Origin of the sequence: Chryseobacterium piscicola (assembly GCF_900156685.1) — a bacterium.
GTDB classification, from domain to species: domain Bacteria; phylum Bacteroidota; class Bacteroidia; order Flavobacteriales; family Weeksellaceae; genus Chryseobacterium; species Chryseobacterium piscicola.
This window is the reverse complement of sequence record NZ_FTOJ01000001.1, coordinates 757805-781305: the sequence shown is the minus strand read 5'-3', so window position 1 is coordinate 781305 and position 23501 is coordinate 757805. Positions and strand designations below refer to the sequence as shown.

The 23501-nt window shown below is 34.5% G+C and carries 12 protein-coding genes; 9 read left to right on the top strand and 3 right to left on the bottom strand.

Translation table 11 applies throughout. The annotated features are described in order from the left end of the window. The first annotated feature begins 51 nt into the window (after nt 1-51). The 9 genes from BW939_RS03670 to BW939_RS03630 all read left to right on the top strand — a co-directional run bounded on the left by BW939_RS03670 (nt 52) and on the right by BW939_RS03630 (nt 14247). Nucleotides 52-2037, top strand: a complete 1986-nt coding sequence (locus BW939_RS03670; RefSeq protein WP_076449883.1) for a type IV secretion system DNA-binding domain-containing protein — start codon at nt 52-54, stop codon at nt 2035-2037. Between the two features lie 4 nt (nt 2038-2041). Further along, entirely contained in the window at nt 2042-2893 is an 852-nt protein-coding gene (locus BW939_RS03665; RefSeq protein WP_076449881.1) for a M23 family metallopeptidase, read from the top strand. Next, entirely contained in the window at nt 2883-3602 is a 720-nt protein-coding gene (locus BW939_RS03660; RefSeq protein ID WP_076449879.1) for a hypothetical protein, read from the top strand. The genes BW939_RS03665 and BW939_RS03660 overlap by 11 nt, the downstream gene beginning before the upstream one ends. Before the next feature lie 49 nt (nt 3603-3651). Beyond that, complete coding sequence (locus BW939_RS03655; protein WP_228417102.1) at nt 3652-4407, top strand: hypothetical protein; 756 nt, start codon at nt 3652-3654, stop codon at nt 4405-4407. Between the two features lie 72 nt (nt 4408-4479). Continuing rightward, nucleotides 4480-5160: a hypothetical protein gene (locus BW939_RS03650; protein WP_076449877.1), complete on the top strand. Its 681-nt coding sequence runs from the start codon at nt 4480-4482 to the stop codon at nt 5158-5160. Continuing rightward, nucleotides 5153-10363: a helicase-related protein gene (locus tag BW939_RS03645; RefSeq protein ID WP_076449875.1), complete on the top strand. Its 5211-nt coding sequence runs from the start codon at nt 5153-5155 to the stop codon at nt 10361-10363. The genes BW939_RS03650 and BW939_RS03645 overlap by 8 nt, the downstream gene beginning before the upstream one ends. 271 nt (nt 10364-10634) lie before the next feature. Beyond that, nucleotides 10635-11825 carry an ABC-three component system protein gene (locus tag BW939_RS03640; RefSeq protein ID WP_076449873.1) on the top strand — a complete coding sequence of 397 codons (1191 nt, stop codon included), beginning with the start codon at nt 10635-10637 and terminating at the stop codon, nt 11823-11825. Next, a complete protein-coding gene (locus tag BW939_RS03635; protein WP_076449871.1) occupies nt 11822-12316 on the top strand; it encodes a three component ABC system middle component in 495 nt (164 codons plus the stop codon). Before BW939_RS03640 ends, BW939_RS03635 begins: the two co-directional genes overlap by 4 nt. Nucleotides 12317-12318: 2 nt before the next feature. Continuing rightward, nucleotides 12319-14247, top strand: coding sequence for a DUF3732 domain-containing protein (locus BW939_RS03630; protein WP_076449869.1), 1929 nt, complete (start codon nt 12319-12321; stop codon nt 14245-14247). 1466 nt (nt 14248-15713) lie between these two features. On the opposite strand, the gene BW939_RS03625 is transcribed toward BW939_RS03630, so the two are convergent. The 3 genes from BW939_RS03625 to BW939_RS03615 form a co-directional block, all read right to left on the bottom strand. Beyond that, nucleotides 15714-17816: a bifunctional aldolase/short-chain dehydrogenase gene (locus BW939_RS03625; protein ID WP_076449867.1), complete on the bottom strand. Its 2103-nt coding sequence runs from the start codon at nt 17814-17816 to the stop codon at nt 15714-15716. Nucleotides 17817-18094: 278 nt separating this feature from the next. Then, complete coding sequence (locus tag BW939_RS03620; protein ID WP_105170206.1) at nt 18095-20158, bottom strand: RagB/SusD family nutrient uptake outer membrane protein; 2064 nt, start codon at nt 20156-20158, stop codon at nt 18095-18097. A gap of 18 nt (nt 20159-20176) precedes the next feature. After that, nucleotides 20177-23224 (bottom strand): SusC/RagA family TonB-linked outer membrane protein, encoded by a 3048-nt coding sequence (locus BW939_RS03615; RefSeq protein ID WP_076449863.1) that lies wholly within the window; start codon nt 23222-23224, stop codon nt 20177-20179. Between the last annotated feature and the right edge of the window lie 277 nt (nt 23225-23501).

The following is a 23501-nucleotide window of genomic DNA, read 5'->3' as shown; positions in this document are numbered from 1 at the left end:
GAGACATAATATTGACTACGATCAACTGTCAACAAACAACCATCAACTAATATGCAAGAACAGCAACATCAAATAAAAATTTACGGATTTCTGCAAAAAGCGGTTTATGCAGTCGTAGCATTGGATTGTGCTTCACTTTTTTATCTAAATGCGGATATTCCAGTGCTTTCCAATTTGCTGAAAAATTTCACAAAGTTGAGTTTCATTTATCCACCCATCAATGCCAAATTTGCAACAATTATTCTGATTGGACTAGTTGCTATAGGAACAAAAGCGAAGAAAAAAAGAGAACTCAATATCGCTACCGAAATTGTGCTCCCAATGGCTTTTGGATTACTAATGATTTTTTCTTCGTTGGTTTGGCAGAAAGAAGCAAGTAATCTAACGCTACCAAAAATAGTTCCTAGTCTTAATTTATATCAAATTATTTATGCAGTCTTTTCCTTTTTGGGAGCGGTTATACTTCAAATGGGAGCCGATTCCATTTCAAAACTGATGCAACAAAAAATGGGCAAAGACCGATGGAATATTGAAGAAGAAAGTTTTGATCAAAACAAAGAATTGGTTAATACTGATACATCGATCAATATACCTTATTTGTTCCGATATAATGGAAAAAACAATAAAGGATGGATGAACATTAATCCATTTCGTGGAACAATGGTCATCGGAACTCCAGGATCGGGTAAATCATTTGGGGTGATTAACCCTGCAATTCGTCAAATGATTGCAAAAGGTTTCTGTTTGTGCATTTATGATTTTAAATTTCCCGATTTGGCACAAATTGCCTACTACCATTATTTGGTGAAAAAAAGCAAGGATTCCGATTATAACTATAATTTTCACGTCATCAATTTGAATGAAGTTGAAAAATCAAAAAGAGTAAATCCCTTCAAAAAAGAATATGTAAAAACCTTAGCCGAAGCACAGGAAATGGCAGAATCGATGGTTTCATCTTTACAAAAAGGCGGTTCTTCTGGAGGTGGTGGTTCTGATGCTTTTTTCACCCAATCGGCGATTAATTTTCTTTCATCCTGCATTTATTTTTTTGCAACCTACGAAAATGGGAAATATTCAGATTTGCCCCATATTCTTTCATTTATGAACAGAAGTTATAAAGAAATTTTCGATACGCTTTTTACCAATGAAGAAATTTTTTCTTTGCTTTCTCCTTTCAAATCTGCTTATGAGAATAAAGCGTTTGATCAGTTGGAAGGACAAGTTGGAACTTTGAAAATCTTCCTTTCCCGATTGGCAACGAAAGAAAGTTTCTGGGTGTTTTCGGGTGATGAAGTGGAATTGAAAATCACCGATAGAAAAAATCCGACCATCTTAATTCTGGCATCAGATCCCGGAACACAGGATATAAATTCGGCTCTTTATTCATCAGTTTTGAATAGGACTTTAAGACTAATTAATTCCAAACACAATTTACCCGGAGGAATTATCGCCGATGAGTTTCCTACGATTTACATTCACAAAATTGATAACATCGTTGCTACTGCAAGAAGCAATCGGGTTGCCGTTTTACTGGGGCTTCAGGAACTTCCTCAACTTCGGCAGTTTTACAAAAAAGAAGTGGCAGACACTATTTCTGCTATTGTTGGAAATATTCTTTCAGGTTCAGCAAGAGATAAAAACACCTTGGATTGGTTGGAGAAACTTTTTGGAAAAATCAAGCAAAAAACCTATTCGCAATCTATTTCGCAGCAAGGAACAACGACCAGTATCAACGAAAAAATGGACAATATGATTCCTGCCGGAAAAATTGCAGCTCTTAAAACAGGAGAAATGGTGGGAATGATTGCTCAAGGTGAAGAAGTTACTGAAGAATACAAAACTTCTGCGGTCAATGGAAAAATCAATTTGGATATGAAATCTATAAAAAAAGAAGAAAATAATTACCCAAAAATGCCTTCCTATTATTCATTTATAGACAAAGCCGGAAATGACCGAAAAGGAGAAGTTTTGATGACCAATTTCAGAAAAATAAACAAAGAAGTTGAATTGATTATTGGTGAACTCGTAAAATCATAAACCTATGAAAAAGCACTATAAAAAACTCATGATTTTAGGATTTTTTCTTTCTGCAATTTTTGCGTTTGGACAGTTTAACACACTAATGCCAACAGTACCAAAGAAAGCGATAAATCAGACAATTCAAGAAATTTTTAAAGAAGAAAAACCAAAAAAGGAGAAAAAATCTTGGAAAGTAATTTTCAAGATCACAACCAAATCGGATTTGAAAAATGAAACCGAAGGTTCGACGAAGCGGTTAAAGAGTCAAATTGATTCTTTAAAAATATTGATGAAAGAATATGCTTCTTCCAATAACCAAAAATGGGAGGTGCAACACTCAAAAGATTCTTTGTTTTTAAAAACTCAAGCAAAAGCATTCGAAAATAAAATTAATGCTTTTTTAAAATATGATTTTGTATCAGAACTTGACGATAATTTTTCAAAAATCGTCATGCCATTACATAATGAAATTCAGATTACATCGGGATTTGGAATCAGAACTCATCCCATTTTTGGAACTCAAAAAGTCCACAACGGAATTGATTTAAAAGCCAATTATGAGAATGTCTATGCGGTTTTAGACGGAATTGTTACTGCCTCGGGATGGGATCCAAAAGGCGGTGGAAATTACATCAAAGTCAATCATTTTAACCGTTTTGAAACTTCTTATCTCCATCTTTCCGAAATCTATTATCGGGTTGGAGAACAAGTAAATGCAGGATTTATCATTGCTAAAAGTGGAAATACAGGAAACTCAACCGGTCCGCATTTACATTTTTCAGTCAAAGAATTTGGACAAAATATTAATCCAGTTCATTTTTTAAACGACTTAATAAAAACAAACAATTTAATCGCAACATATTATGCAAAATGAAAATTTACCCACCGAAGATTTGAAAAAATTCGGAATTATTAATGAAGACTTATCATTTTCAAAAAAACTCAATGAAGATGATATTCAGAAATTTCTGAAAGGGTACACCATCGTTGCCGACAACGACAAAAACAGAGCGACTTTCCAACTTGTGGAAAATAATACCAAATTGAAAGTCATCTTTTTGGAAAGGGATAAAAATCTTTCCGAAATCCTTGAAAACAGCAAAAAGGAAATTCAGTATTCTGAAGCTTTTTCAAAATATGATGTGAACGATGAAAAAAAATCGGCACAACTCAACTGGTCAAAAACCGCTTTTATCGACGATAAAGAAAGAGGAAAAGTGATCGAATTTGATTTCATCAAAGATCGAACGGAACTCACGGCAATTATCGCAGATAAAAGAGATACCGTTGAAATGAATCGCTACAAAAATGAATTGTATAAGCTAAAAAATTTCCTGCAAGATAAAATCGACCAATATCCCGAAATCGCCAAAGAAATTACCAAAGATTTGAATATTGTTTCAAAAGAAATCAATACCGTAAACAGTATTTCTTCTGATGAAAGGCAAATTTCCAAAGGAAAAAATTCTGAAGTTTATTTGAATGTGAACGAGAAAGATTTGTATGAAGATGCAAACAGAATGCGTGATGAACAGAAAGAACAAGACGTAGAAATTCAAAAATCAAGAGGTTTCAAAAGATAATCCGACAACAATCAACCAAAAATATTATTAACAATCAAAATCCAAAAAAATGATGGAATCACAAAAAGAATTCGACCAAATAAAGTATCTGAAAGACCAATTAAAATACCTTGGTTTCGGAGAAAATGAAAAACTTCACAAAGATTTGGAAATAGGCATCAAGTCCAAAAACCAGCAATTTGAAATTAAAACCACTTCCGACAAAACTTTGCCGGGAAACAAAGCAGATTTCACTTTGAAATTCAACAAAACGGAAAACGGTGGAGTTTTTCTCAATTCGTACAATGCAAAACTCACGAATGAAAAAGCCGAAGAAATTTCTCACAATTTCTCGGTCAATCGCGAAAACACATTTACCGCAAAAGAAGCCGTAAACCTGATGGAGGGACGTAGCGTGAAAATTGAATTTCACAACCCGAAAAGCGACCAGCAGGAAACCGCTTTTGTTCAATTCAACTTTGAAGAGCCCAAAACAGAAAAAGGTAACTTTATGTTCCAAAATTTCTATGAAAATTATGGTGTGGATACCGACAAAATTGTGGAAAAATCCAACCTTATTTTCGATAAACCCGAATATCGTGAAAACACGATTAAATCTCTTGAAAAAGGAAATATCGTAAAAGTAAAATTTGATTTGAACGATAAAATAACGGAAGGAAAAGCCGTTTTGAATCCTCAATACAGAAATCTTAGTTTGTACGATAACGATATGAACCGAATCAATACCAATAAGCCTTTAGAAGGTCTTGAGCAAGACAATAAACACGAGAAATCTAATGTGAAAGAACAAAGCATTAAACGATAAAATTTCACTTGACCCATAATCCGAAAGCAGTAAGTCAGATGATGATTTGCCGCTTTTTTAAAATCTAACACAATGAAGAAAATCTTACTATTGCCTTTTTTGCTTTTGCTTCTCGTGAGCAACTCCTGTCATAAAGAAATCAAGTCTGAGAAAGGTGGAATTGACATTATTTCCAATGTTTATATCAATGCATCCAAAGATTTGAACCAGCTCCAAAGTTTTCATCTGTCTAAAATTAATTATTCGAGAGATACCATTATAGAACTAGTTCCTGATTTTACTTTCCCCGAAATCAATAAACAGGTGTATTTCATCAAAGATTCGTTGTGTTTTCCACTCGAAACAGAAAATAATACACTTATTTTTTCGGAAATTTCCAAAAAGCAAAAACCAAATTTAATTTGGAACAAAAAAGACGGAGCTATTTTTTCAAAAGATGAAATCCCGAATTACAGAAACCGAAGAAACCTTTCTGACACCGTTTTGTTTAAGAAAAAATTAAAACGATTTGAAATTAATTCACCTTGGAATTATACGAGATTTTACCTTTATCCGACCGATACCATTTTGCCGTATTCACTCTACAAACACGCTGAAAAAGACTATCACGGAAGATTAGAACGTATTGATTCTTACAATAAAAAGAATGATGTTTTTGTAACACTTCAATTATTACCGAGAAAAAATTGGGACGATTCGGCAAAAGAAATCTTTGATTTCAACCATTTTGTAAAAAACAGAAAAAGTGAGTAATCAAGCCGTTTTAGATTATTTTTCTGATGATATCTCAATTATAGAAGGGAATAAAGATGAACTCCTAGTTTTTATGAATAATGAGGACAAATTGTCATTTTTGGAACTTCTGAAATTGAACGATCAAACCAACAACAGAACGCTTATTAGTTTGAATTCTACCGAAAACATTAATAAATTTCTGACCCAATTTCAGAATGTTGATGGTAAAATTTTCCTATGCCTAAGTGGAAATCAAACCGGAAATTTAGCAACCCAAAAGATACTGTCGGAATTTCAAAATAAAAACATCAAAGACATCCGTTTGTTGTATGGTATTTCCGAAAATGGCACCCAAAATTTAAGTGAATATTTAAAAAATAAACTCAATCTTCAAGAGAAAAATACTAATTTCGTTGAAGCAAAAAATTCAGAAAATGGAAAGAATTTTATTAAATCAAACAGAGTTCCCAACACTCAGCACGTGGGATCCGAATTTTCTGAACGAAATTCTGGAAACACTTTCCAAAGAAGCCAATCCGAGCAAAACGGAAATCACCAAAGCGGACAAGCTTTGGGCAGCAACGATGCTGGAAATGGACTTGCAGACACAATCTGGAAGCATTTGGTCGGAGACAGAAAACCAGGAAGACCTATTGACGGATCACAACCGCAAAACGATGAGAAAAATGCGGGAAAAGAACATTCCGTGGGCGGAATCTTATCCGGGAGAACTCTATCCGATAGAACAGAACGAAAATTAGATTTATCTGCTCAAAACAATGAGGATGTAGAAGCTCTTATTTTAAAATATAAAGGTCAGAAAATGACCAACGAACAAGTTGCAGAAGTGGTTTCTGCAACTTGTTTTGTTTCCGATGACAAGCAAATTATTCTCAAAGAAAATCTTATCATTACCAATGACTTAAAAGATATTTGCAACCAATTCAAAAGCGGCGGAACTGCAAAAGAAGGTCGTGGAATCCTCGATGAATACTACACCGATTCAACAATTGTAAACGCCGTTCGCAATCTTATCAAAGACCAATTTAAAGGTAAAAAAGAAATTTCGGTTTTAGAACCCAGCGTTGGAACGGGAAATTTTCTTGATGCAGCGAAAGACTCGGGAATAAAAACAAAAATCACCGCTTTTGAAATCAACGAAACCACAGCAAAAATTGCAAAAATTCTTCATCCCGAAACCGAAATTAATCTTCGTTCTTTTGAAACTGAATTTATTAGTGAAAACGGGATAAAAACCAATCCCGAAGATTATAAAAACCAATACGATTTGGTTATCGGAAATCCACCTTATGGTGATCATCGTGGTTTTTATAAAGGTTTGGGAGAGGAACCAAAAATTTCCAAATATGAAGATTATTTCGTAAAACGAAGTTTAGATGTTCTAAAAGAGGGTGGAACTTTGGCAATGGTGCTTCCTTCGGGTTGGCTGAATCGACAGAACAACTTGAAAAATGCCGAAATTTCAGAAGCTTTTCGCCTGCCAAACGGCGCTTTTTCAGGAACGCAAATCGGAACAGATATTATCATTTTAAGAAAAAATCAGCAAAACATTTCCAAGGACATTTCCAAATATTTTGAAACTGATCCAAACAAAATTCTGGGTGAAATCAGAGAAAAAACAAATCGTTTCGGGCGTTTGGAAAATTATGTTCACGGAAATCTAGAAGAAGCTTTATTCAAAATAGAACAGCTTAAAAATAAAAAGGAAACCGAAAGGATTGGAAATCTTTTTGAGGATTTGTTTTTAGAAAATGAAGAATCAAAAACCGAAAAAACTTCACCTAAACTAGGAAATAATTCATTAGAAAATGTACGTGAAAATGAATCGGATAATGAATCAGAAAATTCTATTAATCAAGAAAAAATTGAGATAAATCTTACTGAAACGCAAGAGAAAATTGGAAAAGTTCTTTCGGCACTTGATGCTGTAAAATTCAAATCACCTGCTGTTATTAAAGAGATTGATAAATACACCAAACTTCAATCTCAAATATTGAATGAATTCCAACATTTTTCTCAAAACCAAATTGATGAAATTCATCAAAAAGCAGATAAAATCATTCAATCTCAAAGTGAAAAATATGTAGAATATAGGATTCAGACAAAACCCGAAATCAAAAAAGGAATTTTAAAATATCAATTTTCCAAAACGGATGAAATTGTCAATTCTTCACTTCAAAATAGTTCTGATATTTCTCTGGAAAAATTAGAAGCATTCCGAGATACCGCTTATGATGGAATGCTCAACAACTATGGAAAACATTACGAATTTGCCAATTTTATTGACGGAAAATGGATTCACGATTTTTATTATGCAGAAGGAAATATTTATGCAAAGCTTGAACAACTTGAAAAAGATTTCGTGGATAAAAATGCGGTTGGAGGAACGGGAAATCAGTATGAAAAACAAAAAGCATTATTGGAAAATGTTTTGCCAAAACCAAAAATATTAGATGAAATTTTCATTAGTCCAAATCATGAATTTGTACATCAATTTGATTTAGAAACCGTTGTGAAACCGTATTGGAATTCAGAAACAAGAGCAACTGAAGAAAAAGAATTTCAATATAATCTTGCGGAAAAGTTCAAAGATTTCGCAGGAACATTATCAAGTGAAGCTTTTGCGGGATCTTCAGCTTGGGAAGTGAGAAGTTTTGTAGATAACGAAACGGTAACAGGAAGTGATAAAGAGCGAAATGCATTAGTTCGGGAAAGGAGAAAAGCGGCGGCCAATGATTTGTTTTACAAATTTTTGAGAGAAGAATTACCTGATGATTTACGGAATCGATTTGTAAAAGTATTCAACAGAAATTACAACAATATCCACGTTCCTGATTATTCAAAATTTCCACTATTTTCAAAAATTCATCTGAATTTAAAAGGAATCCCATTGAATTTAACCGAAGTCCAAAAAGCAGGAATCGGAAGACAGATTACAAAAGGAGTTGGATTATTGGCTCATGAAGTAGGTTTTGGGAAAACATTGTCAGGAATCCTTTCAATGCACGAAGCAATGGAACGTGGAAATGCGAAAAGACCGTTGATTGCAGTTCCGAATGAAAGTATCCTCAAACAATGGGTTGATACGGTTTTTGAAACCATTCCGAATGCGAAAGTCAATGTTTTAGGGAATTTGGGTAAAGATTATGACCTTTCAAAATTCGATAATAAAGACGGTGAAATTACGCTGGTAACGTATGAGGGTTTTAATAATATAGGTTTTTCGGAAAAGATTACCCAAGACTTGGCTTCTAAATTTTCTTATATTTCAGAAAGTGAATTGAGAAGTGTAAATGCCATCAGCGAAAGAGATTTTCAGAAAGAATTAGAAAAAGAAAAGGAAATCGAGGGCAAAATGAAACGTGGAAAAATCTATAATTGGGAAGATTTTGGGTTCGATCATCTGACTTTTGATGAAGTCCACAACGCCAATCATATTGTAGGAAAAGTTCGTGTTGAAGACCGAAGATTTGCTTCTGATTTTAGAAGTCAAAACCAGCAAACCTCAAAATTGGGGATTAATACTTGGATGGCAGCGCAATATATCCAGGATAAAAATGATGGCAGAAATGTTACGCTTCTTTCAGCGACGCCTTTCACCAACAAACCTTTGGAATATTATTCGATTTTATCGCTGATTGCCAATAAACGTTTGGAAGAATCGGGATATTTCAATGTCAATACTTTCTTTGAAACCTTTATGGAGGCGGATAATGATATGGAAATTGATGCGAAAGGTGATGTGAAATTCAAAGCAAATGTCAGAAGATTTAAGAATAATTCTTTGTTTCAGCAGCTTTTATCGGAGTTTATTGATATTAAAGGCGAAGAAGATAATTTGGAACTGATTCGCCCCAATAAAGTCAACAAAGAATATAAAATTGAGCAAAACGACCTGACAAAAGAACAATATGATTTGTTGAATGAAAATTTCAGCGAAACTGAAAAAGGAGCGATTTTAACACATATTCTTAATGGGCGAAAGATCGCCATTTCTCCCTATTTATCTCCGTATTATGATGGTGAAAATCCGACAACAAAAGAGTTTGTGGAAAATTCACCGAAATTAAAGCAGATGATGGATTTAATTCGTCAGAACAAAAAAGATATTCCAGAATCGGGACAAATTATTTATTCTGAATTAGCGGTTGCAGAATTTCCGAAACTGAAAGAATGTTTGATTCATGAAGTTGGCTATAAACCCGAAGAAGTCGGAATTATTACTGGAGCGACGAGCAAGCCAAACCGTTTGAAAATTCAAGATGATTTTAATTCCGGGAAAATTAAAGTGGTGATTGGAAGTGAGGCGATTCAGGAAGGAATGAACCTTCAGGAAAATACGACGGATATTTACATGCTTTCTCTTCCTTATAATTTTACTTCGCTAAGACAGGTCGAAGGACGAGCGTGGCGACAAGGAAATAAAAACGAAAATGTACGGATCAATTTTATGCTCACCAAAGATAGTATTGATGTTTTTATGCTTCAAAAACTGCAATCCAAACAAGCGAGATATTTGGAAGCAATGAAAAAAGGAGCCGATGTTTTGGATATTTCGGATATTTCAACGCAAGAACTGAAAACCGCCATCATCACCAATCCCGAAACAAGAGCCAATATTGAAATTGAATTATTGAAAAAAAGATTGGAAAGTGAGAAAAATAAGCATCTCGCTGATAGTGCTTTTGTGTTGAGAAAACATGAAGATTTTCTGAAAGTTAAAGAAGAAGCTACCAAAGCTGAACATTCTTATAACAGAATTTTAGGGTACTCAAAAGAAGAAAGCGAAAACGGAGAATATTGGAGAAACCAACTTCCTTTCCATCAAAAATCCATTGATTTAGCCAAAGAAATGGTTGAAGAAAAGATTAAAGAACTTTCTGCAAAAGGAGTAAATGTAGCGGAAATTGAAAAACAAAGTAAAATGACCGAAGATAAAATTGCGGAACTAGATGGACAACTGGAAGGTCTGCAGGTCGTTAGAGAAAATTTGGTTAATCAATACAAAATTGAAAAAAAGGAGCAACTAAAAATGAATAAGGACAAAGATGTGTTGAAGGAAAGAGTCGAAGAAAATGTTTTTCTTTTTAAAGCATCTTCAATTATTGATCCTAAACAAAATTTAGAAATTGCTCATTTTGAGAAAAATATTTTTAATCTAAATTTGGAAGAAAGAGAATCTGTGGGAAGGAAAAGATAATAAAATGGTGCATTATAAAAATTTATTAGATTCTAATAATTAATTACAATTTTTCAAATCCTATTAACCATGTCTGTAATTCTTTTGCGACTAAGTTTTTGTTTGAGATGTATTAGCTGGAAAAAACACATCTATGAAATGATCTTAATACATTAAGGTAGTTGTAACATATATTGAAAATTTTTAAAGCTCTCAGTTTGAGGACTTTTTTAGTTGTGAATATTAGAAATAAACTTAAATTTGTTAGACTCACTGTTGTTACAAATAAAATATGGCTGATACTTCTACTAACTTTTCTGCAAAAGAACCATCATTAGGTTACATATATCAGATTAAATATGCTTTGCTATTGCTTTTGACAAATAGTCGAAATCTTGATAATCCTGTTTTAAGAATTGAATGTCTCGATGATATTGATATAACTGATGTTAATTCAACCAATCTTTATCAAACAAAACTTCACATTAAAAGCAAAGCAAATTTAACTGATTCTAGTGTTGACTTTTGGAAAACTATTAGAATTTGGTCGGAGTACATATTGAATGGAACCATAGACATTGATCAAACGGTTTTAAATTTAATAACAACCGAAAATATTCCAACAACAAGTATACTATACAAGTTAAGAGATAATATATTTAGTGATGCTGAATTACAGGATATAATAGATAAATTGGACTCTATTGCTATTTCTTCAACAAATGATACAACAAAAAAAGGAAGGGAAGAATATCAAAAATTAAGTATTGTAAATAAGAAAAAATTAATTCAGAGTATTAGAATTTTAGATAATTCTGTTGATATATCAGAAGTTGATGCAAAAATAAAAAAACAGCTTATCCTTTCCTCTTATCCCAATCATTTAGATGCATTTCTTGAACTTCTTGATGGTTGGTGGTTGGGAAAAACAATTGATAATTTAACTGGAAAATCGGATTCAATTAAGTTTGAGGAACTACAACTTAAAATATCCAACATAAGAGACTCCTTTCAAGCTGACAATTTACCAAATCACTTTCCAGAGCAAATGGAAATATCCGATGAAGAGGTAGAGAATTTAAAAGAAAAAAACTTTTTAAAACAGTTAGAGCTTATTTCAATTGGGATTAATTCAAGAACTGTTAAACGTGCAATTAGTGATTTTAGAAGAGCGTTCGAGCAAAGATCTAAATGGCTGAGATTACATCTTTTAAATCCTGAAGAGGAAGAAGAGTATGATAAAAAGCTCAGAGATTACTGGCAAAATATTTTTGAGATAATGAGTGATGAAGCAGATGGAAAAACGGATGATGACTTAAAAAAACTCGGAAAAGATTTCTACATAAATCAATTTGCCACTAGTTGTCCACAAATAAAAATAAGAGAAAAATTTAATGAAGATTATTTAACTAGAGGAAGCTATCAAATTTTATCAGACGAAAAAAAAATTGGCTGGCATCCAAACTTTGACAAGGAAATATGAGAACAAATTGGACAGATAGAAATACGATTGTAGCAAACTTATTTAATCCTGCATTTTGTGGTGAGATAATTAGGGTTGCGGCAATGGAATATAACAAACATGCTAATACTAAATTTCCATTTGCTTTTTCTTTTATTGTATTACCCATTTTACTACATAAGGAAACTAGAGAAAGATTACCTCGAAGTACAAGAACTTATTTTTTTGTTTGGGTGGAAAATAATGACAATCTATTTTTTGATTTTTCTAAAAGAGCTAAGAATTTGGTTAAATATACTAAAGAAGCACTTAGCTTTTCTATAGCCTACAATAAAATACAAATAAACGAAAAAGGCGAAATTGAAACTGATAAGACTAAAGTAAAAAAATTTAATGGAGATGAATATGATGAATATAACGACATTTTGAAGAAAGCCCAATCATTAGGGAAATGGCTTTCTTTTACTAGTGACGTAAAATCTATCTATTCCTTTCTTAGAATAACTCCTTAATTATGCAAATAAATAAAGTAATCCTATATAGTCTAAAAGGTGAAAAAAGAATATTGCCTTTCAACTTGGGTAAAGTAAATATTATAACAGGTGAATCTAAATCAGGAAAATCAGCATTAATTGAAATCGTTAATTACTGTTTAGCTTCATCAGGATGTGATATTCCGGAAGGTATTATTAGAGATACAGTTTCTTATTTTTCTGTAATTGTAACTTTTGAAGATAATGAATCTGTTTTCATCGCAAGAGAAAATCCAAATATTAAAGGAATAATTGCATCTACTACAGTTCAACTAACTCGTAATATTGGTGACGCAATTCCAGAGTTTGATGATATAAACTCAAATCTAAATATTGATACTCTCAAAGAATTTCTAACTAGAAAAATTGGCATTTCAGAAAATCTTCATATTCCAGATTCTTTAACAAGAGAACCATTGAAAGCAAATTTCAAACATTCTCGTTTTTACAGTTATCAACCTCAATATTTAGTAGCTGATCCACATCAGCTATTTTATAATCAAAATAAAGAATTTGTCCCTCAATCTATCAAGGATACACTACCTTATTTCCTAGGTGCGGTGAATGAAGATTCTCTTTTAATTGAAAGTGAGATTACACAATTAAAAAAACAATTAAATAGATTAAACAGGGAGCAAAGAGAAGCCGAAAAAATTAAATCAGAAGGGATAAGCCAAGCATATTCTCTAATTGAAGAGGCAAAAGAAATAGGGATTTTAGAAAAAACTGTTTCGCCAAAAAGTCAACCGGAAGCATATCAATATTTAGAACAGGTTTCAAAATGGGAATATCAACCTTTGCAAGTTAAAGGTGAAAATTCAGCATTAAAAGAACTAGTAGATAGACGAAGTGAACTAAAAATTGAATTAGGAAAAATATCCGATAATAGAAAAGCAGCCACTGATTATTTGAAAAATTCATTTGGGTATTCTACAGAAGCTAAACAACAAGAAATTAGACTAGAGTCTATAAAGTTATATTCAGAAAATTCAGAATTTAATCCAAACGCTTGCCCACTATGTGATAGTATTTTAGATGTTGCAATTCCTACAATTGTAAATATAAACCAATCATTAGATAATATAAAAAATGACTTGAAATTTACAAAGGCTGAAAGCCCTAGAATTCAAGCATATATTGAATCTGTAGAAGGAAGTTATCACGAAATTGAAAGTGAATTAAAGAAAATCGAAAAAAGCATTACTGCATTATACATTGAAGATGAGAAAGCAAGAACGTTAAGAGATTTAAATATCAGAAGAGGAAAAGTAATTGGGCGGGTTAGCTTATTTCTTGAGAGCATAGATACAGATATCGAAACTGAAAATATCGTTTCAAAAATAGACAACTTAAAATTTAGAATAAAAGAACTAGAGAATAAAGTTGATAGTGATAATGAAAAAGAGAAACTATTATCAATTTTAAACAAGATAAATCTCCAAATGAGCAAATGGGTTGAAAATCTTGATGTTGAATATCAAGATTCTCCAATAAGGTTTGATTTGGGTAAATTAACGATGTTTATTGATACTGAGACAAAACCAATTGCACTTCCGCAAATTGGTAGTGGAGCAAACTGGGTTGCCTACCACCTTCTGATAACATTAGCACTTCATCAACATTTCATCCAAAATAATAGACCAATACCTCGTTTTATAATTTTTGACCAACCGACTCAAGTTTATTATCCACCAGAAAAAACCGATGATTTGGTTGAAGTTAGTGCCGATGAATTAGCTGTAAATAAAATGTTTGATTTCATTTTTGATATAGTGGAATCACTGACACCTAATCTTCAAGTGATTATTACAGACCACGCATATTTAAATAATGATAGATTTAAGGATGCAGTAACTGAAATTTGGAGAGACGGATTGAAACTCATTCCTAATAATTGGGAAAAAATGTAAAAAATATGACTCATGATCAACCGTAAGTTAATCATCATACAACAATTAACTTTTTATTTAACTTATGTAAAACTTTAATCCGTACCTAATATTGAAGGTTTTAAAAGCCGTATAATAATAATAATAATAATAATAATAATAATAATAATAATAATAATAATAATAATAATAATAATAATAATAATAATAATAAATACAACAGTAAGGAAATATAAAAGGGAACAGTAATATAACACACTTATTCAAACCTAAAATTCAAATATATTTCAACTGGAATAGGTGTAGAAATGAGCAATTAAAAACATACAAATCAGAATGAAAATAATACAGAAGAACAATTGGTTTCTTTTATAAAGAAAAGTAGTTTTAATAAAAACAAAAGGGTTTCAACAGTTAAATTCTCAACGAAAAACATTTTGTATCTTTGCTAAAGTGCAAAGAAAAGGGAATCTTCACTTTTCAACGCTTTTTTAATTTGTTGCACTTATGTTGTACCAATGAAAGAAAAAAAGCCAAAGAATATAGTATTCAAAGGCTTTTTGAGTAGTTAACTTTAACTTTGTCAAGGTTATATTGATGGACTAAAAATAACGTTAAATATTGATTTCACCCCTTTGGGGCTCTTTAAATGACTACTTTAATCGTAATAGGGCTTCACCCTACGCTAATGATGTCGCCACTTCGTGGCTTTTTGAATCCTTCGTTGCACTTTCCATAGGGCTTTACCCTATGCTAATGATGTCGCCACTTCGTGGATTTTTGAATCCTTCGTTGCACTTTCCATAGGGCTTTACGCTATGCTAATGATGTCGCCACTTCGTGGATTTTTGAATTCTTCGCTGCACTTTCCATAGGGCTTCACCCTATGCTAATGATGTCGCCACTTTGTGGATTTTTGAATCCTTCGTTGTCCTTTCCATAGGGCTTCACACTATGCTAATGATGTCGCCACTTCGTGGCTTTTTGAATCCTTCGCTGCACTTACCATAGGGCTTCACTCTGTGCTAATGATGTCGCCACTTCGTGGATTTTTGAATCCTTCGCTGCTCTTTCCATAGGGCTTCACCCTGTGCTAATGATGTCGCCACTTTGTGGATTTTTGAATCCTTCGCTGCACTTTCCATAGGGCTTTACCCTATGCTAATGATGTCGTCACTTCGTGGATTTTTGTATCCTTCGATGCACTTTCCATAGGGCTTTACCCTATGCTGATGATGTCGCCACTTCGTGGCTTTTTGAATTCTTCGTTGCCCTTTACATAGGGCTTTACCCTATGATAATGATGTGTCTACTTCGTGGCTTTCCAATCGATAAATCTGTTTTTTCGAATCCCTCGCAGCCCGACCTGAGTGGAGCTCTTTTTGTGAGGAGGTACGACGAACAAAAAAGCGGGAACGGAGGGCGGATTAGCTGCCCATAAAATTGAATTTTAAAAACTGACAGCTAAAATCCGAGAATCAAAAATACTATCTTGGGAATGCATTGGCCATTCCGCCATCTACATTGATGATGTTTCCGGTTGTTTTATCTAAAATAGCTACACATGCGAATACTCCATTGGCGATGTCTTCGGGAAGGATAATTTCGTTTAATAAGTTTCTTTTTGCGTAAAATGCTGGCAATTCTTCTACAGAAATTCCGTTTGCTTTTGCGCGACCTTCTGCCCAAGAACCTTCCCAGATTTTGCTTCCAACGATCACGCCGTCCGGATTTACCACATTCACACGGATTTTATCAGCTGCCAATTCTGCTGCCAATAATCTTGTCATGTGCTGCTGTGCTGCTTTTGCAGTTCCGTAAGCTACGTTATTCGGTCCGGCAACCAAACCATTTTTACTTGCAATATTAACGATGTCTCCACCTAAATTTTGCTTTTTCAAAACCTCAGCACCGCTTTTCGCCATTAAGAATTGGCCTTTTACCAGAACATTTTCCAGTAAATCCCAGTCTTTTGTGGTGGTATCTTCCAAAGATTTAGAAATCGCCAAACCTGCAGAATGCACGATGATATCTACTCCACCGAACGCTAAAACAGCTTCTTTAAAAGCGTTGGCGATTGCCTCTTCGCTTGTCACATCACAATCAACAGCAATCGCTTGATCTTTGCTGTATTTTGCAGTTACAGATTTTACAGCTTCTTGATTAAGGTCAGTAAAAACGACTACAGCTCCTTCCTGAAGCATTTTATCCGCGATAGCCTGTCCTATTCCTCCACCTGCTCCGGTTACTATCGCAATTTTTCTAGACAATGGTTTTTCTTTGGGCATTCTTTGTAATTTAGCCTCTTCCAACAACCAGTATTCTATGTCGAAAGCTTCTTGTCTTGGTAAAGAAGTGTATTCGGAAATAGCTTCTGCACCACGCATTACATTGATTGCATTCACATAAAATTCGCTGGCTACACGAGTTGTTTGCTTATCTTTTGAAAAACTGAACATTCCCACTCCCGGATAAATGATGATTACCGGATTGGGATCACGCATTGCAGGGCTGTTCGGATGTTTACAGGTTTCGTAATAATCTTTGTATTCTTGTCTGTATTGTTCGAAAAGAGGATTTAGTTTGTCTAAAACCGCTTTGGAATTGCTTACATCTTCATTTTTATCTAAAGTCAACACCAAAGGTTGAATTTTTGTTCTCAGGAAGTGATCTGGGCAAGAAGTTCCAAGAGGAGCCAAACGCTCCAAATCATTACTGTTGATATATTGTAACACCACATCGTTGTCTGTAAAATGACCTATCATTCTGTTTTCTGAAGAAGCGAGACCTCTTAGTACAGGCATGATTTGTGCTGCTTTGTTTTTACGTTCATCAGCAGGAAGAGATTCTACTTTTTGTCCGCCAAAAACCTGTCCGTTTTCTGCAATTTTTTTAGCGATGTATTCAGAAGCCATTTCGATAACTTCTAAGCTGTTCATATACGATTCGTAAGAAGTATCTCCCCAGGTAAACAATCCGTGGCTACCTAAAACGATTCCTCTGATTCCTGGGTTATCCGCTAAACATTTTTCTAATTGTAAACCTAAATCAAAACCTGGACGCTGCCATGGCACCCATCCCATTGTATCACCCCAGATTTCTTTGGTAATTGCTTCGCTGTCTTTCGCTGCGGCAACTGCAATTAATGCATCTGGGTGAAGGTGATCTATATGTTTAAATGGAAGTAAACCATGAAGTGGCGTATCAATAGAAGGTGCTTTGCTTTCCAAATCGAAAATACAGTGATTGAATAAACCTACCATTCTGTCTTCGTCTGAAAGACCTTGGTAAACATTTTTAAGGTTTCTGAGTCTTTCAGTATATAATCCTGCGATACCTTTTCTTGTTAAAGTTCCGATGTCACCACCTGAACCTTTTACCCACATTACCTCAACTTCCTCATTAGTTAATGGGTCTTTTTCGATGGTTTTGCAACTTGTGTTACCTCCACCATAATTTGTAATTCTAAGATCAGCTCCTAATATGTTTGAACGGTATAAAAATAAAGCCACCTGGTCGTCGCCAAAAGATTCTGCTTTGTTTTCATCCCATAAATAATCTACGTATTTGAATGTTTTTACGTTTTCCATTTGTTTTCTTTTTGTTTCTGAATTTTACTCAAATTTAGATTGTAATCCTATTTACAGCATCCCGTACTATACTGCTGAATGCTTCTTTTTAAAATAATTAACATTTAATTTAAAATCAGATTAAATATTGATTACAATCTCATCGAGCTAGTGATTATTAGTATTTTGTGATTGATTGCGTATAAAGATTTAAACATTAAAAAAGCGTAGCCAAATAGAAGAAAACCAATTTGTTTTTACTTTTCTAATGTTTAAATAAAGTTTAAGTTTTATTTTGATTAATAACCTGGCAACTGCGTTAAGTTCGGATTATCAATTAAAGGGTGACCTGCAGAAGCTGCTGCAAATGGTAATAATTCAGTTTTATTCGGTACAAAACCGTAGAAAAGACCATCACCACCACCTTCAATCCAGTTCGGATAGGTTCCGCCATTTTCTGCTGAACCCGTAGGTTTAGTGTAGATGATAGCACCTACCTGAAGCGTATTAAATCCTGCTGTAAAACCAACTGCTTTTCTGGCATTTCCATTAAATGTACTGGTGTAAGCCTCAAACATTCTTGTAGGATACCATTTATCATCCGTAGTTGATGTCTGTCCGTTTGCCGATGCAATCGCTTTCAATGTATTTTGAAAAGCCGCATATCCAGAAGAAGCTGTAGGTAGTGCAGAAGCAGCTGCAATCTGCGCAGGATCAGTTAATTCTATATAGGTAACTGCCAAAAATGGATCTCCATATACCTGAGTGTTTTTATGAAATTTATACAAACGTAAGGTAGGAGTATTGGCGTAGGCACCTGTTTTGTTTGAAAGATTTTTCATTGCCTGTTTTGTGGCATTAATTTCTGCCTCAAGTTTATTCATCCTGATCAAATCTGTACGAAGCATAAATTCGTCTGAAAATTCCCACTTTCGTTCTTGCACAAGAGCAGATTCAAATGCCTGCTGAGCTGTTGGAATTGACATTGAACCAATACCAGCGCGGTTTCTTACCTGCTGTAAAGCTGCGATAGCTGCTGGAGTTGGTCCATTGTTTAAGTAATTTTGAGTTTCAGCATACATCAACAATACATCCGCATATCTGATGATAGGGATATTTAAATTTCTTGCGTCTGCCGCCTGTGGCTCTACACACCATGAAATTCTGAATTTCCCGGGCATAATACAAGAATAAGTAGTACCTACATCTACCCAAGTATCTGTTGCAGCGCCTCCATTTAAGAAATAGATACTATATGAAGTAGTTGCAACATCTCTGCGTTTATCTGCCGCATTGAAAGAAAGGTAATAACTTGGAAGTATAAATTGTAACGCTTTACGGGAACCATAAGTGCCCCCTCTTGAACCTGGGTGTGCGTATACACCAAAGGCGGAATTGGTATTCGGACCGTATTCTGCGATGTGCCAAAGCATTTCTTGATTAACGGCTGAGAAATTTCTTCTACAGAAATTGAACCATAAATTTTCAAAGCCGCTTTTTCCTCCACTAGACTGAACCAAACTATTAGTTCCCCCATTAACTACCGAAGCTGCTGCAGCATCTGCAATCTGATACAATTGCTGAATTCTGGCATTATCCGGACGACGGGACATGGTACCCGCCGCCCCTGTGTTTAGATCCCAACGTAAAGAATATCCTGCAGCATATAATGCTATCCTTGCCAAAAGAGCATTGGCTGATTGTCTGTTTAATCTTTCCGGAGAAGTATTAGACAGAGGCATATTGCTGATAGACTCTTGAATATCAGCAATCACCTTATCGTAGATTACATCACGTGAAGTTCTTTTTGGATACAATGTAGCTGGGTCATTAGGATCTGCTTCTTCAAGCGGTATCCAAATTGCTGGTACATCACCATACACCCTTATCAGATTATAATAACAGAAAGCACGGATTGCTTTTGCTTCCGCCAAAAGTGCATCACGCTTTGCTGTAGCAGGCATATCTGGCAGTCTGTCTATTGCAATATTGGTTCTTTCAATCACCGCATACATTGCAGCGTAGATTCCTGTAATAGTATTGGGCGTTTTTGAATCATACTGATAATTACAGATATTGTATTTTGAATTATTGGTAGACCCGTCTTCTGCTGAATGGGTTACTGTATCACCTGCACCCAGCTGGTAATACATTTCTGTTGGAACAAGACCTCTATACAGACCCTGAACAAATGCATCAGCAGTTTCTATATTTTTGAAAACCGATTCTGTATCTGAAGAATTATAGGCAGGCTGATCTAAAAAATCATCACTACACGAGTTGATACCCAACCCTGCAACTAAAATTGTAGGAACGATGATGAGTTTTTTTAATAAATTATGTTTAGTAAAAATATTTTTCATGATGTAGACATTTGAATATTAAAAAGTAAGATTAATTCCCAAAACGTAGCTTCTTGATCTTGGGAAAGAAGAATTATCATATCCTGGTGTAACTGTAACACCACTAGCAGCTGAAACCTCAGGGTCAAAACCTGAATATCCGGTAATGGTCGCCAGGTTATTAATTGTTGCGTAAATACGCGCATTAGTCAGTTTAACTGTACTTAGAAATTCTTTAGGAAAAGAATATCCTAAAGTTACCATAGAAATCCTCAAATAAGAACCATCCTCTACATAATATGATGAAGGATAGGTAATGTAGCTGGAATTAGTTGTTCCCAAACTCCACAGTCTGTCTGCTTCATTAGGGTTTAATTCTTTTAATCTTGCTAAAGTGGTTGCTGCCTGCCCTGTATTGGGATCTACTACTCTGTAATAATTATCTCCGAATTCTGAAGGCACATTCTGATACAAAGCGTAAGGACTTAAACTGTGTTTTGTGGCATTGTAAATATCACCTCCTACACTGAATTTCATAAAGACTGCAAGATCAAAACCTTTATAAGAAAAGTTATTACTGAGGCCTCCTATAAAATCTGGTGTCCCATTTCCTATTTTTACTAATTTTCTGGTAAACTGATCTCCTTTCTCATTATCTGCTGCAAATTTTATATCACCAGGCTTTGGCGTTCCTGAAGCGGGTTTCACAACTCCTGGGTTCAAAGTGAGCACTCCATTAGGTGCCTGGGTAAAATCATCAGTGGTGTAAATTCCCTGATAAACATAGCCATACATGTCTCCCAATTCTTCACCTACTGTTGCATAATATGTTACCATACCTGCTCTATTACTTCCTACACTGAAGTTTCTGAAACTACGTCCTTCATCAAGAGATAAAACTTTAGATTTATTAAAACCAATATTGGCATCAGTAGACCATCTGAAATTTTCAGATTTTAAGTTAATTGAGTTCATAGTAAATTCCATACCCGTATTCTTCATTGAACCAATGTTTTTAAATGTTGTAGAATATCCCGTGGATGCTGGAAGTACTGTTTGCAGCAACATACTGTAAACATTGTTATTATACCATTCGGAAGTTAATTTTACTCTATTGTTGAATAATGCCAAATCTACTCCGATGTTCGTTGATCTCATTTCTTCCCACTGCACCATTCGGTTACCCAAAACACTGCTTGTTACCAGTGCAAGGTTCCCAATTGTATTATTCAAGGGATAATCTGTTCCTACAACATTGGTTCTGAATACGTTGTTTGGTATGCTGTTATTCCCTACAATTCCATATTCTAATCTAAATTTTAAATCATTAACGTAATCTTCAATTTTAGAATCTTTCCAAAAGTTTTCTTGGGAAGTTCTCCATGCTAAAGCAGCAGACGGAAATAGCCCATATTGATTTTCAGGACCAAATTTTGAAGATCCGTCATACCGCAGCGTACCTGTGAATAAATAACGGTTGTCATAGCTGTAATTCACCCGCCCAAAATACGAAAGTAAACTAAACGAAGATTTGTCTGCATCTTTATCAGCCACTGTAGCATTTGTAATATCATCCAGACCGTAATTTAAGATCGTAGGGAATCTGATCAGTCGCATGCTGTTACTCTCACTTTCCTGATAGATAATTTCGTTACCTAACAGAGCAGTCAGTCTGTGATTTTCACCAAATGTTTTATTGTAGGTTAAAGTATTTGTAATTTGATATCTGTAAGATTCTGAATTGCCAATACTTCCGTTAATCCCGGTATTTACAGGATCTGTAAGAAAAGCACGGGAATTTCTATCAGAAAAAGAGGTCGACTTACTGTTAGTCCAGTTATAAGATCCTGCAGTTCTGAAAGTTATATTTTTCAATAAGTCAAATTCTAAACCAACATTGGCCAAGAATGTTCTCGCGCGTCTGTTAGAAGTTGATGCAGCGGTTTCTATGTATGGATTTTCCGTATCAAAACCTGAATCTAAAGCAGAATAATCTGGAAATGTTTGGGTATTAAACAGTTGGTCTTGTGTAAATAATGTACCCCCTGTAATTGGCTGGAGTAGAATTTTTTTCATACCTGAATATGCTCCTCCCCCATTTACAGAGTTTGAAGTAAACATTGAGCTGAAATCTAATCTTACGCCTTTAAAAAGTTCAGAATTTACATTGGCACGTAATGAATTTCTTGTATCGCTGGCGTTTTGAAGAAGCCCCTGTTGTTTGTTATAATTGTAGCTCACAAAAACCTGAGTTTTCTCTGTACCCGCAGATACATTAACGTTGTGGTTTTGAGTGAGGCCCGTACCGCCAAGCATTTTTTCTTGCCAGTCTAATGCGGGAGCTGATGCATAACGATTGCTGATCCTATTGAAAACCCCAGTGTAAAATCCGGGAGAGTCTATACCTAAGCTATTATCAAAAACATTACTCCACTGCGTAGTTTTACCCTGCAATTGTGCCATCTCGTACTGATATTTCACAAACTGCTCGGAGTTTGAAATCATATCTATCTTTTTGGATAACACGTCAAACGCCATAAATGAATTATACTGAATGGTAGTACGTCCTTTTTTGCCGGTTTTCGTTTTAATTACAATAATACCGTTGGAACCACGCGCACCATAGATGGCAATTGCCGACGCACCTTTCAATACATCAATACTTTCGATATCATTAGGATTAATAATATTTAACGCATTATCAAACTGAAAACCATCAACAATATAAAGAGGCTCTGTACCTTGTGTAATTGATGCACCACCACGAATCGTAACATTGGCACCCGCCCCCGGAGCACCTCCCGCCGTAACGATATTTAACCCCGCTGCTCTACCCTGCAAAGCTTGCAGTGCATTCATAGATGGGGTTGCTGCAAGGTCTTTGGCAGAAACCGAAGACACCGACCCTGTAAGATCAGATTTTTTCACCTTGCCATATCCAATAACCACAACTTCTTCGATGTCTTTAGTATTGTCTTTTTGCAGAGTATCATTTACTGCCTGCTGACCGAACATTAAACCAGATGCCAGCAAAAATAGCGGCGCCATGAGTGGTTTAAAATTCTTGTGTTTAACTTTGATAGACATATATTAATTTTTATTTATCTTAAATTATTTTGTGAAAAGTACATTGTTACAAATGTTTTAGCATCCTGCCATATCCTGCATTGTGAAATTCATAATTTATCTTAATAATTTATATTTTTTAATAGTAAAAATTGAATATATTATCATTTATACTATAAAATAAGACAAATTAAATGAATTATTTAAGTGATAGAATGAAGTTACATTTTTCCTATTTTGGTGTAGGAGATTTTCCTATTTTGGCTCGAAACCTCAAAAAAAAGACGACTGAAAATAA

Excerpts from the sequence above, each read along its gene's own strand:
- BW939_RS03615 (WP_076449863.1), bottom strand. The coding sequence starts at position 23,224 with ATGTCTATCAAAGTTAAACACAAGAATTTTAAACCACTCATGGCGCCG.
- BW939_RS03655 (WP_228417102.1), top strand. The coding sequence starts at position 3,652 with ATGATGGAATCACAAAAAGAATTCGACCAAATAAAGTATCTGAAAGAC.
- BW939_RS03625 (WP_076449867.1), bottom strand. The coding sequence starts at position 17,816 with ATGGAAAACGTAAAAACATTCAAATACGTAGATTATTTATGGGATGAA.
- BW939_RS03665 (WP_076449881.1), top strand. The coding sequence starts at position 2,042 with ATGAAAAAGCACTATAAAAAACTCATGATTTTAGGATTTTTTCTTTCT.
- BW939_RS03670 (WP_076449883.1), top strand. The coding sequence starts at position 52 with ATGCAAGAACAGCAACATCAAATAAAAATTTACGGATTTCTGCAAAAA.
- BW939_RS03635 (WP_076449871.1), top strand. The coding sequence starts at position 11,822 with ATGAGAACAAATTGGACAGATAGAAATACGATTGTAGCAAACTTATTT.
- BW939_RS03650 (WP_076449877.1), top strand. The coding sequence starts at position 4,480 with ATGAAGAAAATCTTACTATTGCCTTTTTTGCTTTTGCTTCTCGTGAGC.
- BW939_RS03620 (WP_105170206.1), bottom strand. The coding sequence starts at position 20,158 with ATGAAAAATATTTTTACTAAACATAATTTATTAAAAAAACTCATCATC.
- BW939_RS03660 (WP_076449879.1), top strand. The coding sequence starts at position 2,883 with ATGCAAAATGAAAATTTACCCACCGAAGATTTGAAAAAATTCGGAATT.
- BW939_RS03640 (WP_076449873.1), top strand. The coding sequence starts at position 10,635 with ATGGCTGATACTTCTACTAACTTTTCTGCAAAAGAACCATCATTAGGT.
- BW939_RS03630 (WP_076449869.1), top strand. The coding sequence starts at position 12,319 with ATGCAAATAAATAAAGTAATCCTATATAGTCTAAAAGGTGAAAAAAGA.